This window comes from Natronorubrum tibetense GA33, from assembly GCF_000383975.1.
GTDB classification, from domain to species: Archaea; Halobacteriota; Halobacteria; order Halobacteriales; family Natrialbaceae; genus Natronorubrum; species Natronorubrum tibetense.
Genome location: NZ_KB913017.1, coordinates 1,499,951 through 1,516,227, shown reverse-complemented (window position 1 = coordinate 1,516,227; position 16,277 = coordinate 1,499,951). Strand labels below are relative to the sequence as shown.

Here is a 16,277-nt window from a genome sequence, read left to right as displayed (position 1 = left end):
ACCGCGGCGGAAACGCGTCTAGAAGAGGTCCTGAGTCAACTCGAGGGTCTTCTCTCGGTCGTCCCACTCGACGAAGAGGGCGACGCTGGTCGCGCTCGTGATGATGTCCTGGAGGTGGATTCGCTCCTCGGCGAGCGGGTTGACGATCTCGCTGATGATTCCCGGCTGGTTGGGGAGTTCGCCGCCGGTGACGCGGACGACAGCAATCGGCGAGTCGACGGTAACGCTCGAGAGTTCGTCGCGGGCGATAACCTCGCGGTGGAGGATGTTCTCGGCGCGTTCAGCCTCCGCCTCGTCGATGTAGAACGTGACGGTGTCCATCCCGCTGGCGACGGCGTCGATGTTGATGTCGCTCTCGGAGAGCGCCTCCGAGAGGTGGTTGAAGATACCCGGCTGGTTGCGGATCGCCCGACCGGCGATGGTCAGGCAAGCGAGCGGCCGCTCGCGCAGGTCGACGAGGTTCTTGAACTCGCCTTCGATGCTCGTCCCGCCGGAGAGCAGGTCGCCGTGCTGGTAGTGAACGACGCGGACATCGAGGTTTCCACCCTTGTACGACAGCGCGGACGGCGCGACAACCTCGGCCCCGCGGAACGAGAGGTTCCGAAGCTCGTCGACCGAAATCTCGCCGACGTTACGTGCACCCTCGACGACGTGGGGGTCGCCCGTCATGACGCCCTCGACGTCGGTGACGATGACGACCTCGTCGGCGTCCATGTACTTGCCCATCATCACGGCCGTCGTGTCGCTGCCACCGCGGCCGAGCGTCGTGATCGAGCCATCCGGCCCTTCCGCGAGGAAGCCCGTGATGACCGGCACGGTAGTGTCGAGATCCTCGGCGACCTCGAGCGCTCGCTTCTGGGTCTCCTCGACGTCGACCTCGCCGTACTCGTCGGTGACGACGGGCCAGCCGTCGGCGCCGGGTTCGAAGAACGCCGCGTCGATGCCTCGAGCCGACAGCGCGGCCTTGAGCATCCGGACGGACGTTCGCTCGCCCATACTGACGATCTGGGCGCGGTCGGCTTCGTCAGTCTCGAAAGAGATCTCCTCGAGCAGGTCGTCCGTCGTCGATCCCATCGCGCTGGCGACGACGGCGATCTCGTGGCCGTCCTCGACGGCTGCCGCGATCGAGTCCGCGGCGCGATTGATTCGATCCCCGCTTCCGAGGCTCGTTCCCCCGAATTTGGCTACGACGCGCATACTGACACCTCGTCCGCGACTGGCGTGGCGATCACTTGGCTCATATGCCAGACCGTTACCAGAGCGCGCAGATAACTGTGTCCATCGTTCGTATTTTTACCAGTGCTTCGGGCTCGAGCGAAGACGAAGATCCAGCTTCGAATCGCCGTACATCGGACGGGTTTTCGACAAGTCGAGCGCGCTGGACGGCACCAGTTCGTCGAATCGAAACCGTCGTATCAGAGTTCGGATGGGTGTCGTGAATCGAGACCGAAACGACACTGTTGCGGGCGGGATTTATGTTTGTGCGTGGCATTACCACACCCTAATGAACGTACGGGACGCTCTCGAGGCCGACGCGGACGCGCTGGCGTCGATCGCCGACTCACCGACCGACGTAATGCGAAACCTGGTTCACGATCGGACGGTGCGCGTCGCCGAAGACGGCACGCACGACCCGAACGCGGACGTGTCGGAGTCGCAGTACAACGGCTCCGATCCGGAGGACCTGCTGGGATTCATCAGTTTCGACGCGAAAGAGGACACCGTCCACGTGACCCAACTCGACGGAACGGCCGACGCGTGCAAACGGCTGCTCGCCGAACCCGTCCGGTTCGCCGAGCGCGAATCGATGAACGTCGAAATGCTGGTTTCTCCCGAAACGACGGGTATCGAGGACGCCGCCGAAGAACTCGGCTTCGAACGCCGCGGGCAGGGACCGCGGTTCGAAGGCGCGCCGACGGTGCGATTTCGACTCGAACCGTAGCAACTGGCCGTCGTCGGACCCCTCGATCCCGTTCCGTCGCCGTTCGTCGACGGATCGACCTGAACACCAGCCATCAGCCGAGGAGCAAAATAATCGTGTAGCCCACCAATCCGGCAGCGAACGCCCAGAACCGACTTTCGCGGTCCGCCGGCAGTTCCTCTTTGATCACATTGAGGATGACGCCGCCGGCCAGAAACGCGAGCAAGAGGCTGAGCACGAGTTCCGGCACGCCAACGAGCGCGCCGACCGCCGCACCACCGAGGATCGAACCGGCGAGCAGCCAGCGACCGATCCGATCGTAGGTGGCCCGGTGGTGTTCGCGCAGTCCGTAGTCGTTGACGACGAAGTGGACGCCCATCGCCATCGCGTAAAGTACCAGACTCGAGACCCCGGTTTCCTCTCGGTGGAGCAAGAGGTAGCCGATGAGTCCGTTGTACAGCGCAAACGAGCCGACATGAATCCAGAACACGCCGGATACCCCCTGGATGGTCCGCTCGCCGCCGCTCGTTTCGCTATCTGATCCACGGCGCGACCGACGAACGATCTGTTCGAGCCCGTAAAAGAGCGTGAAGCCAACGAGCGCCGCGATGAACAGCGACCGTTCGTGCGTCGCCGCAAGGACGACATTCGTCGGCTCGAGCGCCTCGACGACTCGAGACTGGTGTTCCGTGACCTCCGGAAGCAGGTGGACGAAGACGTACGCGACGGAGATCCCGCCACACAGCGAGAGCCACCGGCTTCGAGGCATCCCGCGGAGGAACTCGAGCCGTCCGGCGCCGACGTGTACCGCCGCCAGTCCGCCGGCGACGAACAAGACGCCGAGCGTCGAGAGCATCGGGTGACAGTTAGCGGAGAGCGGCAATAAAAGACGACCAGCGTGCTCGAGCGTCTCGCGGGAGTCTCGAGAGCGGGATCAACTGAACTTCTGAACCGTCACGTCCAGCGTATCGAGGTCGACGATGGGCGCGAATCCGGCGTCGGGGTCGATATTGACGCTCTTCTGGAAATCGGTCTGAGACTGCCAGCAGCCGGAGTTGATCGCGAGCACGTTGTGGTACTTCCCGAAGCCGAGTTTGTGGACGTGGCCGGTGTGGAAAATGTCGGGCACCTCCTCCATCACGAGGTAGTCCTCCTCTTCGGGTGCGAGTCGCGTGTGGCCCCCGAACTGAGGCGCGACGTGGCGCTTCTTGAGGAGGTGGAACATCGCCTTGTGTGGGTCGTCGTAGCTCGCCTTCTCCTCGGGGAGTTCCGCGATCACTTCGTCCAGCGAGACGCCGTGGTACATCAGGACGGAGACGCCCTCGAGGGTCACCGTCGACGGATTGCTGACGATCCGCGAGTCGTGTGCCGACATGATCTCCCGGAGGTTCTCGTCGAATCCGGGCTGGGGTTCGGCGAGGCGCACCGCGTCGTGGTTACCCGGAATCATCACGATCTCGATGTCGCCGGGCACCTGTTTGAGGTACTCGTTGAACACCTCGTACTGCTCGTAGATGTCGACAACGTCGAGTTCTTCGTCCTGGTTCGGGTAGACGCCGACGCCTTCCACCATGTCACCCGCGATGAGCAGGTACTCGACGTGCTGGGCCTCGGCGGTGTGTAGCCAGTCCGCGAAGGCGTTCCAGGCGTCGTGCATGAACTCCTGGCTTCCGACGTGGACGTCGCTGATCAGCGCCGCCTGTACGTGGCGATCTGCTGTCGAGGGCTTGTGGGTGCGGGGAACGTCCGGGAAGTACATCGAGTCGACGAACGCGATCCCGGAGTCGTCGGCGAGAGTCCCCTCCATCGCTAACACCTCGTCACAGAGCAGTTCCTCCACCAGGTCGGCATACTCCCGATCTTTCATCACTAGCCACGGGAACGTTCCGGTCGCGTCCTCGAGTTCGATCAGCCAGTGGCCGCTCGCTGTCGAGCGAATGTCGTTGACCAGCCCGACCATCCCGACCTCGCCGCCGCCTGGCATCTTCTGGATTGCTGTTGCCGGTCGGTGGTTGACCCGACCCCGAAGCTTCGATCCCAGTTTCTCGAGTCGATCCCGGAAAACGGCGACGAAATCCTCGTACTCGCCCGTTCCGGTGCTGTCACCGGTCATATCTCCCGCGATCTCGAGCGATCGTAACTCGGGATCAACCGATCGGTTGGCGCCTGCAGACCCCCCTGTTTCGACTGGAGCCGCCCCGCCCACGGCCGTCGGATCGGCTGTTCGATCTCCAGTCGAAACGGAGGGGTCTTCGTTCTCGGTTGTGGCGGGTGATTGCTGCCCGCCCGCTGTCGGTTTCGCGTCCGCCTCGGTCGCCGAGAGGACGGCTTCGACGTGGTCGGTTTGAACGACCAGCGCGTCCGCCGGTAGTTCCTCGACGACGCGCTCGAGGGTCGCGTGCGGGTCGTCGGCCGACGCGAGTTTCGTGACGGCCTCGCGTTCGGCGTTGTACCCGCGGCTGGTGAGTTCGCTGACGATCCGAGCGGAGGCCTCGAGTGGCACACGATTCGCATTCGCGAGCGGGGAGAAAAGGATATCGTCATGGGAGTGTCCAGCGCTGTCGAACGATAGACGAGATCGTCGGCCGTCGTCCCACCAGTCTCGTCATCCCACCAGTAGAGTTATTCATGTGACCGAAATAGCACCGGACGAGTGATTCAGCTGTGTTCGTCTGCGGCCACGTCGGGTCAGTTCTCGTGTGAAACGGCCTCGAGAGTGTGCACTACGTTCGATCCAGAATGCCGGAGCAGAAGGTTGATTGCGGGTCCCAGCAAAACGGGTGACGATGAGCGGTTCTAACCCCGGTGACCCACCCGACGACCCCGACGAGCGTGGTGACGACACCGGTGAGCGGGGGAGTCCGGACGGTGACGAAAACCGGGATTCGGACGCGAATGCGGGTCGAGGTCCGGACGGCGACGCAAACCGTACCCCGGACGCAAACGCGGGCCGAGACTCAAACCGCGACCATCCGGACGCGACTGCGGGTCGAGACCCAGTTACTGACGCGAAGCGAGATCCGGCCACCGGGATCCGAGATTCGGCCGGGAGACCCTCCGAGACCGCCGAAACGGCCGCTCCCGGCGATCGGGTGACGATCGAGGACGACGGCATCGTTCGCTGGTTCCTGAAATCCAACGACGGGAACGTCGTCTTCGTTCGCGATATCCTGAGCAGCGTCGCCATCGTCGCCGTGATCGGACTCCTCCTGTTTGCACTCAGCGGGGTCTGGCCGCCGCTGGTCGCCGTCGAGAGCGGAAGCATGGAGCCGGATATGGAGCGAGGCGATCTCATCTTCGTCATCGATGATGACCGATACGTCGGCGACGATCCGGCCGGTGACACCGGGATCGTCCCCCTCGAGAACGGCGTCGAAAACGGCCACGAGCGCTTCGGTCAACCGGGCGACGTCATCATCTTCCAGCCTAACGGCGACGAGAGACAGACACCGATAATCCATCGGGCCCACTTTTGGGTCGAAGAGGACGAAAACTGGGTCGACACGAAAGCCGACGAGGAGATCATCGGCGATACGACCTGCGACGATTTACAGACCTGTCCCGCGAACCACGACGGGTTCATCACGAAAGGTGACGCCAACAACGGCTACGACCAGCAGTACGGCAGCTTCAACGAGCCACAGAGCGAAGTCGTCGATCCCGACTGGGTTACCGGCAAAGCTAGATTCGGCATTCCGTGGCTCGGACACATCAGACTGACGTTCGATTCGATTTTCGGCGGAATGCTCGCCCCCTCACCCGTGATCGAAACCGATCCCGCGGGAGTGACCGGGCTCGACTCGAGCGCCGCACAGGTCGGTCTCGTCGGAACCACCGGCGCTGCCGGCGCAACTGGCGGCATTGCCGTCGCGATCACCCGGTACCGAGACTGAATCTGTGACTTCGGGTCGATTGCGGCCCCGGATCGCCCGTTTTTTCGAGACTCGAGGCGAACGCGACGGTCAGGCGTCTGTGTCGATCTCGAGGCGGAGGTCGTCGCCGTCCCGAACCACGTGTTCGGTCGGGTCGACGACCTCCTCGTTGACGAGAAAGGTCAGTTCCGTATCCGCGTCGCTGCCATCATAGACGGTCCCGTCGATGGTGACGACGTAGACACCGTTCTCGTGTGTGCACTCGAAATAGGGGAGGAGATCGATCCCCTCGGCGAACGTCACCGGCTCCTCGCCCTCCATATACCAGTACTCGTCTCGCTCGTGGAGGTGGAAGTCGATCGAGTAGTTTTCGGCGTGTTCGGACTGATATCGGTCAGCCTCGAGGTCAACCGGGTCTCCGTCGACCACGACATCGATCTCGCCGCGCTCGTACTCGACCTCGCCGTCGACGAATACACAACCGGCGAGCGAGACGAGACTCGCCGTCGCACCAAGAACGGCCCGTCGTTTCATGTCGAATCGAAGTGACCGCGGCTATATTGGTTCGTCGGTGACTCCCGTGGAGAGGGAGTCCGGGGGAGACGGGTTTCCAGCGGAACGGGAAACGGAGGAGGGGAGGGTTCCAGTCGAACGGTACTCTGAGGGATGAAGGTCTCGAGCAGAACGAAATTCGGAGGTACACGGCTACGGAATGCGCTAGTTCTCGAACCGCGCCTGAACGAACGGCTGGACGTCGTCGATATCGGAAAGCCGGGAGTCTGAGAGGAGCACGGCCTCCGTTTCGTCGATCGGTACCGAGAGACTGATCTCCTTGGTCCGGCCGTACCGGCCCTTCGAGACGACGACGGCGTTGACGATGCCGAGCATGTCGAGTTCGCTGATGAGATCCGTTACACGACGCTGAGTCAGGACGTCGGCGTCGATTTCCTCACAGAGCCGTTTGTAGATATTGAACACCTCGCCCGTGTTGATGCTGTGGACGCCGTTTTTCTCGAGGAGGATGATCGCGAAGAGGACGAGTTTGCTCTGGGTCGGAAGGGTGCGGACGACCTCGACCACGCGGTCGAGTTCGATCTTGTCCTGGGCCTGACGGACGTGTTCCTCGACGATCGTCTCCGTCTGGGAGCGTTCGGCCAGTTCGCCCGCGGTCCGAAGGAGATCCAGCGCGCGCCGCGCGTCACCGTGTTCCTGTGCCGCAAAGGCCGCACAGAGCGGGATCACGTCGTCCGACAGCGCGCCGGGCTTGAACGCGACGTTCGAGCGGTGCTCGAGGATATCGCGCAACTGGTTCGCGTCGTAGGGCGGGAAGACGATCTCCTCCTCGCCCAGCGAGGACTTGACGCGCGGATCGAGGAAGTCGGTGAACTTCAGGTCGTTCGAGATGCCGATGATGGAGACGCGGGAGTTCTCGAGTTCGGAGTTCATCCGCGAGAGGTTGTAGAGCGTGTCGTCGCCGCTCTTTTCGACGAGTTTGTCGATCTCGTCTAACATGATGACGACGACGCGCTCGTCGTAATCGACGGCGTCGAAGAAGACGCTGTAGACCCGGTCGGTCGGCCACCCCGTCATGGGGACTTCCTCGAAGGACTCCTTGTCCGCCTCGAGGTCCTCTATTTCCGTTTCGACCTCGCGTCGGGAGTCAAAGGGAGTCGACTCGAGCGGATGGGCTGCCGGCAACTGATCGTCCGCATCCGCACCGTCGGCATCGGGAGTCGCAGTCGCCCGTTCGGGAGACTCCGAATCGGCAAACCGGTCGGACTCCACGGGGTCGTCGGAAACGGCCGCCGCGGTGTCGACCTCCGTCTTGGAGTCGGCGTCGGCCGCGTACTCGTCGAGGGCCGCGAGTCGCTCCTCGAGTTCGGCGACCCGGTCGTCGATTCGAGCCTCGTTCTTTTCGATGAACTTGTTCGCGAGCTGTGCGAGCACGCGGTACTGCGTATCCGTGACCTCGCAGTTGATGTACTCGACGTCACACGGAACGCTGTACTTCTGGGAAGTGCTCTCGAGTTCCTTGCTGACAAACTTCGCGCTGGCCGTTTTTCCGGTCCCGGTCTTGCCGTAGATGAGGATGTTCGACGGCGTCTCGCCGCGGAGCGCGGCGACGAGGATCGTCGCCATCTTGTTGATCTGATCGCTTCGATGGGGGAGTTCGTGCGGCGTATAGGACGGACGAAGCACTTCCTTGTTCTCGAAAATCGGTTCGCCGCTGAGAAGGTCGTCGAACAGTCCCTGACTCGACGCTTCGTCGTCGAGATCGGATCGCTCGAGGTTCGAGAACCCGCGGCTCTCGTCGCTATCGCCCTCCTCCGTGCCTGTCGGTTCTGAATTGTCGTCTGACATTCGTCGGATACATACCCCCTTACTTCGAGTGGAAGACTGGACCCCAAATCAGGAATATTGTACGGTAGATAGCCCGACTGAGGCAACCTCCAATTTCAAGCACCCAACCCGGGTCCAGTTGATGCAAACGAAACAGAGGAAAACCACGCTATTAAATTCTTCCCTTCCATCTACGGCTGTTTGCGATTTTTCGTCAGAACGGGCCCGTACGCCGCTAAGAAGCCTGATTTCATGTGACGAGAGCGTCAGGGAGCCGTTGGGGGCATACAGAACGTACGTTTCAGGTCGACGGTCCAGTAGTCAGAATTCAGACACCCACCGAGATGTCACCGGTCGGCGATAACCGTGGAGAGTGATACATAAATTGTCATGTGGTGAGAGTCCTACGGTGTTCGGTCGGTATCGGCCGAGAATCGGATGGGAAGCTAGAACGGCAGTCGTGTAGCAACTGCAATGTGGAAGCCGAACGGCGACGATGTAGCAGCGTTGGTGCAGAAAGTCAGAGCGACGAACTCTCTAATTCGATCCGTCGGAGCCGTCGACAACTCGAGATAGCGACGAGACTCGAGGGAAATCAGAAGTGCGAACGGTGACGTGACCGCGGTGACCGACCAGATGGTCCCTCGAGAACGGTAACCCGTGACTGCCGCCCGAAAGAACCGGTCAGTTGGTCGGTGACGAGCGAACGAGTCGCGAAGAACGCGAACGGGATGGTACAGCGAGTGCAATGCAACTCGAGTGCATCGGTGAATCAGTGGTCGACAGGGGAGTCGGTAGGTAAGTCGGCGAGTGACCGAACGATACGACGGGGGGAAGGGCCAGCGGATGTGTATGACCTATGTTAACGATGTTTTGAGGAGGTCCAACCCCCCACCCCTTCGTTTCAGGTGGAACGAGAGAACAGAGGGGGTGGGGGGAGGGGGTGTCTCTAGGACGGGAATCTTTAAGTTAGTAGGTGAGAAACACGGTCCGTAGCACTAGCAAAGCGCATTTTTTACTAGATAAAGTGGTTATAGTTACTAGTCCCTACTAGAATCGTCTCTCTCACCGCCTTGAGTTACTAGACTACTCCCTTTTGTCGAATTCCCGCTGCTGAATCCTTCTCGCTCCGGTCTCGAGGCAATCTCGTCATCTATCGGCGAGATTGGGATCGATTTCGTCCGATCTCCCATCCCCTCCCTCGACACTCTCCAGTCGAAACGAAGGGGTGGGGGTGTCTTGATGACTTCGTCTATTGGTGCCATTCACCATACTCTATCATCGGATCCTGTCGCTCGTTCACATGATATCATTGCTCCACATGGTATCGTTGCCACTGTGACGTTTCCACTCTATTTTGTGAGACTCTCGCACAGATGACTCGAGTCGTCGTCAACGGAAAGGATTCTCACCACCGATCGGATGCGCACACCGCTCGACAACACTCGTCCTGAGTCGAATTGCTGTCGAGCGTACCCGGACTGGCAACCGTTGACCGTTGTACCCGGACTCGTAACGACTGAACATTCGTGCTCGCGCATGCACACGCGGTACTGAAAAAGTCATCAAAGACGTCGGCTACTCAAGCCATCAAAGACGTCGACGAGCACGTACACGAGTAAAACCGACGCGGAACGGTACGTCGCCCAACCGGATTTCTCTTACCGGCTGGAGCAGACTATTTGTCGCGTTGAATTGTATACACGTCTGACGTAGGCTTAAGTGAATTCAGTTTGTAGTACGCGCAACTGCACCCCGCGGTGCTGGAGGGCCCCACTGATGGGACTGTTCACAGAACTCAAAGATAGTATCTCTCGGGTTACGGACCGCCTGTTTTCGGAACAGGAACCCAAACGAATCGGCATCTACGGTCCGCCGAACGCAGGAAAGACAACGCTTGCCAATCGTATCGCTCGTGACTGGACCGGTGACGCCATCGGCGCGGAGAGTCACATTCCACACGAAACGCGGCGCGCGCGCCGGAAGGAAGGCGTCGAAATCGAACGCAACGGCAAGTCGGTGACCATCGACATCGTCGACACACCTGGTGTCACGACCAAGGTTGACTACGAGGAGTTCACCGACGAGATGGAAGAGGACGACGCGATCCGTCGCTCCCGCGAGGCAACCGAAGGCGTCGCGGAAGCGATGCACTGGCTGCGCGAGGATGTCGACGGCGTCATCTACGTACTCGACAGCGCCGAAGATCCGATCACGCAGGTCAACACGATGCTGATCGGTATCATCGAATCTCGAGATCTCCCGGTTCTTATCTTCGCGAACAAGATCGACCTCGACGACTCGAGCGTCAAGCGGATCGAGGATGCGTTCCCACAGCACAAGACCGTCCCACTGTCGGCCAAGGAGGGCGAGAATATGGACGAAGTGTACGAAAACATCGCGGAGTACTTCGGGTGAACGAGGATGCCAAAAGCAACTAACGCGGACGACCCGGACGCTCCCAATGGTGTCCAGATCGACCTGATCAGCGGCGAGCGCATGGAGAACATGGCGACGATGGAGAAGATCCGGATGATCTTGGACGGCGTCCATGACGGCAACATCGTCATCTTAGAGGAGGGACTGACGCCCGACGAGGAGAGCAAACTCATCGAGGTGACGATGTCCGAGATCAGCCCCGACGAGTTCAACGGGATCGAGATCGAGACCTATCCGAAATCCACGACGCGCGACTCCTCGCTGCTCGGCCGGATCATGGGCGGCGACGAATCGACGGCCAAACTGACAGTCATCGGACCAGCGAACCAGATCGAGACGCTTCACAAGGACGAAACGCTCATCAGTGCGCTCGTCTCTCGAGACTGATGTCACACGAATAATGCCACACGAATGTACGAACTGCGGTCGCACGTTTCCCGACGGCTCCAAGGAGATGCTGTCGGGCTGTCCCGACTGCGGCGGGAACAAGTTCCAGTTCGCCCCGTCCGGTCGGGCAACGAGCGGGTCGTCCGGGTCAACTGCGGGGAACGCGGCCGATTCGGACGCGGGAACTGCAGCGTCACCCGACACGGCAGCGGAACCCGACACGTCTGGAACCGTCGGACGCGCCGCAGAAACCGTTCGTGGGTGGATGTCGTCGGAATCGGACGATTCGAGTACTGAGACGGAGTCGCCGCAACCGACAGCGGCGAATCGCTCCGGATCGTCGACCGTCGACGATCACTCCACACCGGCGGCCGGAACTCAGTCCGGATCGGCCGATGCAAACCGGGCCCAACAGACGGACTCCCAACAGACAACTCAATCGTGGCCCGACAGCGACGAGTCGGCCGACCCTGACGAGCGTTCCGAACCGGGCGAGTTCGCCGAGTGGCCGGAGACCGCTCGACGGCCCGAAGATCGTTCGACACCCCCGAGCGACGGTTCCAGTGGAATTCAGGGGGACAACGCTGCGGCCGGCTCTGGGTCTCCCCCCGCAGATTCGATCGACGACGGGGGATCCCTCGAGGATGACGGGACGCTGACGGACGGACCGACGCTCGCGGAGAGCGAGAACACGGCACAGGCTGACGCCCGAAGCGAGGTCGTGTCGACGGACGACCTGCCCGGCGACACCGATCGTGCCGCTGGACCGGAAACGGGGGCCGCTGGACCGTCTGGATCACCCGATCCCGCAGACGGTACCGGTGAGCAGCCGCCGGATCACGGCCGCGTCGTCAGCGAACCGTCGGGTTCCCAGCCGTCGATCGAGGAGCTTCGCGCGGAGCTCAACGAGCAGTTCGAAAGCATCAAAATCGTTAGCCCGGGGCAGTACGAACTCAACCTGATGGAGCTTTACAACCGCGAGGAGTACATCATCTCGCTGCAAGAAGACGGCCGGTACGTCATCGACGTGCCGGACTCCTGGCGTTCGGAGGACGACTCGTAGCGTTCGGAGGACGACTCGTAGCGTTCGGAGGACGACTCGTAGCGCTCGGACGACGGTTTGCCGGCGGCCCCGACTCCGTAGGTCTGGCGGGGGGTTCGCCGATTGATCGGTTCTGGTCCGTTATCCGACCCCCATTGCTTCGACTGCAAACCCCGTCATCCAAGACTCTCATGGATAATAATGGGATATGCGCGTTCCAGGCGAACTACTGGTTTTCTGCCGTTGTTCCGGTTTGGACGCGTTCCCGTCGTGGGCTCGAGGTCGCGACGTGCGACGATCCGTTCGCAGCTCGAGCGGTGGAACTCGCCGGCGAGTCGCTCGCTGTATTGGGCGAGAAAGATGGATTTAAGCGAGACGGCTGACTGTATTCGTGTATGAGCACTCCCACCAAGGTCGTTCTCACCACGATCGCCGTCGCAGCACTGCTGTCGCTGCTGGTCATCTTCCAGACCGTCCTCGCGTAATGTTCGAGGCTCGCGATCTCTCGAGTCCGGTCGAAGCTGTTCGCAACGAGTACGCGCCCGACGTACAGGTACTCGACTGTGCACGCGATTTCGAGACGCTGGACCCTGCGCGGGCAGAGGACCTCGGCCTCGTCGTCGACAGGCTCGAGCCCGCGAGCTATCCGGCCGACTGGCTCCCTGCGGACGCCCCGACGCTGCTCGCGCGCTATGCGGGGTCGGACCTCACCATCGGGATGCCCGGCGACGGCAGCGTCGTCTGGACCCGCCAGACCGAGCCACCGATCGTACTCGTGAAGGCTCGCGTCGAGGGCTCTCCGGAGGCGTTCGTCGATTTCCTGATCGCCGAAGCGCTCGTCGAACTGGACTGTGAGGTCCCCGAGCACTTCCTCGGGTTCTTCGAGGATGAGTATCTCGCACTCGACGCGGCGACCGATCTCGATCCGAACGACACCTATCAGGTTGCTGCGGCACTGTTCGACGGCTGGGTCGGACTGCAGACCCGCGAGGTATTCGCGGACTGGACCGACGATCACCCCGAGCTCTTCGACGCCTGGCAGGATGCCGGCGATCGACTCGAGGACCGCGTCTCCGGTATCTCTCGCGCCGTCGCTCGCGGGGAGACCGACTTCGCCGACGCGACGGAGTTGGCCTGTGCCGCGATCAAACACGGACTCGAGTTGCCGGCCCCCTTCGCTGCGCTTGACACCAGCGCGTACCGGGATCACGGTCCAGGGTACGCAGTCAAATGGGCCGAGAAGACGTTCGACTCGCTCGCCGAATAACGTACTTTTCGCTTCGAATCTGACGGTTTTCGTTTCGAATTTGACGGGAACCGATGTGTAACTGCTCGAAAGGCAGCGATGAGTTCCACGTCCTCCCCAGCCGATTTCTGCTCACGGGCGCTTCGCGCCCGTCTGCTCACGGCGGCGCTGCCGCCGTTCGCACGGTATGCGAGACCTGCGGTCTCGCACTATTCGCACGGTCCGCGGAACCGTTGGTTCCGCGCTACGCTTACTCCCTACGGTCGTTCGCTCATCCCCCGTCAGAGCAAGCTCTGACGAGCTGCTGAAAAATCGGAGATTTTTCTCATCACGAGACGGCTTCGCCGTCTCGAACGACTTCGTTCGTTCCACTCACGAAGACCTCGCGCACTTTCGCTGACGCCCCCTCGCAACGCTCGAGTGCGTCTGCTCACGGCTTCGCCGTTCGCATCTCGAGACACTCTCTCCGGTCGTGTCTCGCCGCCAGCGCGCGTCACTGTGGAAAAACGAGTTGGGAACTCGAGACGTCACTATCCACAACTGACTCGCAGCGAAAACCGGGGCCAGTAGTTAGAACTCGCTCTCGATGCTGCCGTCCTCGTCCAGATCGATGGTGCCGTCGAACAGGGCGCGGAAGTCGTCGACGAGGGAGACGTCGTGGGGTTCCTCCGAGACGTGGAAGAGACCGATGGCGTCGTGTTTCTCGAGCAGTTCCAGGATCCGCTCGACGGCGTCGAGTGCGGCGTCGTCGCCGGCGTAGTAGGCGAGTTCGGTGACGGAGTCGAAACTGAGGCGGAGCTTCCCGTCGTGGGCCTCGAGGAAGCCATCGATGTGTTCGACGATGCCGTCGACGTCGTCGGGGGCGGCGACGTAGTGTACGTTGTCGGAAGAGCGACGGGAGTAGCCGCGTTCGATGCTCAGCGTGTCGAGAATCTCGGCTCGCTCCTCGTTGACATCGTAGTACTCGAGTTTCTGTTTGACCTCACGGGCAGTGGTTCGAGTGGAGATGACGAGGAAATTGTCGGTGTCGGTTTTCAGGAAGTCGGTGTCGATGCGGTCCGTTTCGCCCGTGCTCGGGTGGAGGAGGAGTACGCCCGTCCCACCTGATATCGTCTCCGGCGTCCCGTCGATTGCAAGCGAATAGTCCATATTGACGTGAATAACTTCGGGCACCGACTTAATTGTGCGGATGTCATGAGACACCCAACACGCGAACGGACCGATCCGTCCTTAGCCGACGTTGTTCCCTTCCTGTCGGAGCAATATCAGCATCGAGAGTCCGGAGATGAAGATGAGCAGGAGCGACGGGATCGCCGCGTACCGGTAGGCGATGGCGTCCTGTGCGTTCCAGATGATGCTGACGAGCGTCTCCATGCCGATCGGTCTGAGCATCAGCGTGACCGGGAGCTCTTTCATCGTCGTCAGGAACACGAGGACGCCGCCGGCGATTACGCCGGGCATGATCAGCGGCAACGTCACGCGCCGGAACGCCTCGAGCGGGCCGGCGTTGAGCGTCCGGGCGGCCTCGATCGTCTTGTCGTCGACCTGCAGCACGGACGACCGAACGGTGCCGACAACCTGCGGGAGGAACCGAACGACGTAAGCGAAGACGAGCAGCCAGATGCCCTGTCTGTACAGCGATGGGACGAGTCTGTTGCCCATAAACACGAGTGCGAGTCCGATGACGACGCCCGGAACGGCGAAGCCGACGTAGGTCGCCCGCTCGAGGATCCGCGACACGAGGGAGTTCGACCGCCCGGAGTAGTACGCGACCGGCAGGGCGAACGCGCACGCGACCAGTGCCGCGAGGAGTGCGAGATGGACCGAGTTGTACGCGAACTCCCACTGGAACTCGTAGGCCGGGATCCGGTCCCCTTCGCTGTAGAGCAGCCACCGCGTAAAGATCGCGACGGGGACGACGAGCGTGAGTGCCCCGAGTAGCGAGACGAACCCCATCGCGGGCCACTTCCAGTAGCCGAGTCGAATCGTACTGCCTTCTCCGCCGCCACCCGTGGTGTCTTCGTCGCGTCCGATGCCCGCTTCGATGACGAGGACGATGGCGACGATCGCGACTAACTGCAGTGCGAGCAACGCGGCGTACTCGCGTCCGAAGCCGGTGGTTTCCCAGTAGATCCGGCTCGTGAAGACGTTCGCGCCCATGAACGCCGGTGTTCCGAAGTCCGAGATTGCGTAGAGACCGGCGAGCAATGCCCCGGCGGCGATTCCGGGCCTGATCTGTGGAAACGTGACTCGTCGGAACGCTTCCAGCGGACCGGCGTTCAACGTGCGCGCGGCGTCGACGATCGAACTGTCCATCGAGAGCAACGCCGCTCGAGCCGTGAGAAACACGTACGGATACGTGTAGAGAGTGATGATGAAGATCGCCCCGGAGAGGCCGTCGACGGCGGGAAGCGTCGTTCCGAAGAGCGTGTCGACTTCGCCGCCCGAGCCGAACATCCCGACGAACGCGATCGCGCCGATGTAACTCGGGATCACGAGCGGGAGCGCGGCGACGACGGTCCAGAACCGCGGGTAGGGGAGATCGGTCCGCGTCGTCAGGACGGCGAGCGGGACGCCGAGAACGATCGAAAACAGCGTGACGAGGGCCATCAAGACGATGCTGTTGATCGTAACCCACGCCGTGCGACCGGAGACAATGAGGCTGTACGCACGCGACGGTTCGACTTCCGTCGCTCGCAGGAGCAGCCACAGCATCGGTGAGATGACCAGCAGGGCGACGATGGCACTCGAAATCGCCAGGGCGGCGCTCGAGCGATCCGTCTCGAGGACCCGTTTGCGAATCACCGCGAGCTGCCGTGAGAGATCGAGATAGTTCGTGAGTGATTTCATTATAGATGCTCGACTCGACCGGCGGAATCGCGAATCTGATCAGTCGCTTGGAGTTAGGTTCACCTAAATCCTCCGAACCGGTCCAGCGGAGCCTACAGACGGAGCAGACCGAGACAGTTCACGTATCGGGATCTACTGCGATTGGAGGACCACCGCGAGCAAACGCTCCTACCCGAACGG

At 61.6% G+C, this 16,277-nt stretch carries 13 protein-coding genes; 6 read left to right on the top strand and 7 right to left on the bottom strand.

The annotated features are described in order from the left end of the window. Positions 1-18: 18 nt before the first annotated feature. On the bottom strand, positions 19-1,197 hold the full coding sequence (locus NATTI_RS0107870) for an aspartate kinase (protein WP_006092801.1): 1,179 nt from the start codon (positions 1,195-1,197) through the stop codon (positions 19-21). 307 nt (positions 1,198-1,504) lie between these two features. Between NATTI_RS0107870 and NATTI_RS0107865 the strand changes: the two genes are divergently transcribed. Next, positions 1,505-1,942 carry a hypothetical protein gene (locus NATTI_RS0107865; protein ID WP_006092802.1) on the top strand — a complete coding sequence of 146 codons (438 nt, stop codon included), beginning with the start codon at positions 1,505-1,507 and terminating at the stop codon, positions 1,940-1,942. Between the two features lie 73 nt (positions 1,943-2,015). Here the strand turns inward: NATTI_RS0107865 and NATTI_RS0107860 are convergent, their stop codons facing one another. Together NATTI_RS0107860 and NATTI_RS0107855 are read right to left on the bottom strand one after the other, a co-directional pair. Continuing rightward, complete coding sequence (locus NATTI_RS0107860; RefSeq protein WP_006092803.1) at positions 2,016-2,777, bottom strand: hypothetical protein; 762 nt, start codon at positions 2,775-2,777, stop codon at positions 2,016-2,018. A 78-nt stretch (positions 2,778-2,855) separates the two neighbouring features. Next, positions 2,856-4,424: a DNA-directed DNA polymerase II small subunit gene (locus NATTI_RS0107855; protein WP_006092804.1), complete on the bottom strand. Its 1,569-nt coding sequence runs from the start codon at positions 4,422-4,424 to the stop codon at positions 2,856-2,858. A 283-nt stretch (positions 4,425-4,707) separates the two neighbouring features. On the opposite strand from NATTI_RS0107855, the gene NATTI_RS0107850 reads away from it, so the two are divergent. Beyond that, complete coding sequence (locus NATTI_RS0107850) at positions 4,708-5,814, top strand: S24/S26 family peptidase (RefSeq protein WP_006092805.1); 1,107 nt, start codon at positions 4,708-4,710, stop codon at positions 5,812-5,814. A gap of 69 nt (positions 5,815-5,883) precedes the next feature. On the opposite strand, the gene NATTI_RS0107845 is transcribed toward NATTI_RS0107850, so the two are convergent. Further along, entirely contained in the window at positions 5,884-6,327 is a 444-nt protein-coding gene (locus NATTI_RS0107845) for a hypothetical protein (protein WP_006092806.1), read from the bottom strand. A gap of 183 nt (positions 6,328-6,510) precedes the next feature. Beyond that, positions 6,511-8,154 (bottom strand): Cdc6/Cdc18 family protein, encoded by a 1,644-nt coding sequence (locus NATTI_RS0107840; RefSeq protein WP_006092807.1) that lies wholly within the window; start codon positions 8,152-8,154, stop codon positions 6,511-6,513. Between the two features lie 1,758 nt (positions 8,155-9,912). On the opposite strand from NATTI_RS0107840, the gene NATTI_RS0107835 reads away from it, so the two are divergent. The 4 genes from NATTI_RS0107835 (at position 9,913) to NATTI_RS0107815 (ending at position 13,268) form a co-directional block, all read left to right on the top strand. Continuing rightward, a complete protein-coding gene (locus tag NATTI_RS0107835; protein ID WP_006092808.1) occupies positions 9,913-10,551 on the top strand; it encodes an Era-like GTP-binding protein in 639 nt (212 codons plus the stop codon). A 6-nt stretch (positions 10,552-10,557) separates the two neighbouring features. Further along, entirely contained in the window at positions 10,558-10,959 is a 402-nt protein-coding gene (locus tag NATTI_RS0107830; RefSeq protein ID WP_006092809.1) for a DUF2073 domain-containing protein, read from the top strand. Between the two features lie 13 nt (positions 10,960-10,972). After that, positions 10,973-12,022, top strand: coding sequence for an OapC/ArvC family zinc-ribbon domain-containing protein (locus NATTI_RS0107825; RefSeq protein ID WP_006092810.1), 1,050 nt, complete (start codon positions 10,973-10,975; stop codon positions 12,020-12,022). 463 nt (positions 12,023-12,485) lie between these two features. Next, positions 12,486-13,268, top strand: coding sequence for a DUF7089 family protein (locus tag NATTI_RS0107815; protein ID WP_006092811.1), 783 nt, complete (start codon positions 12,486-12,488; stop codon positions 13,266-13,268). Positions 13,269-13,817: 549 nt separating this feature from the next. Here NATTI_RS0107815 and NATTI_RS0107810 read toward each other — a convergent pair. Further along, positions 13,818-14,396 carry a DUF7090 family protein gene (locus NATTI_RS0107810; RefSeq protein ID WP_006092812.1) on the bottom strand — a complete coding sequence of 193 codons (579 nt, stop codon included), beginning with the start codon at positions 14,394-14,396 and terminating at the stop codon, positions 13,818-13,820. Between the two features lie 81 nt (positions 14,397-14,477). Further along, positions 14,478-16,097 (bottom strand): ABC transporter permease, encoded by a 1,620-nt coding sequence (locus NATTI_RS0107805; protein WP_006092814.1) that lies wholly within the window; start codon positions 16,095-16,097, stop codon positions 14,478-14,480. Between the last annotated feature and the right edge of the window lie 180 nt (positions 16,098-16,277).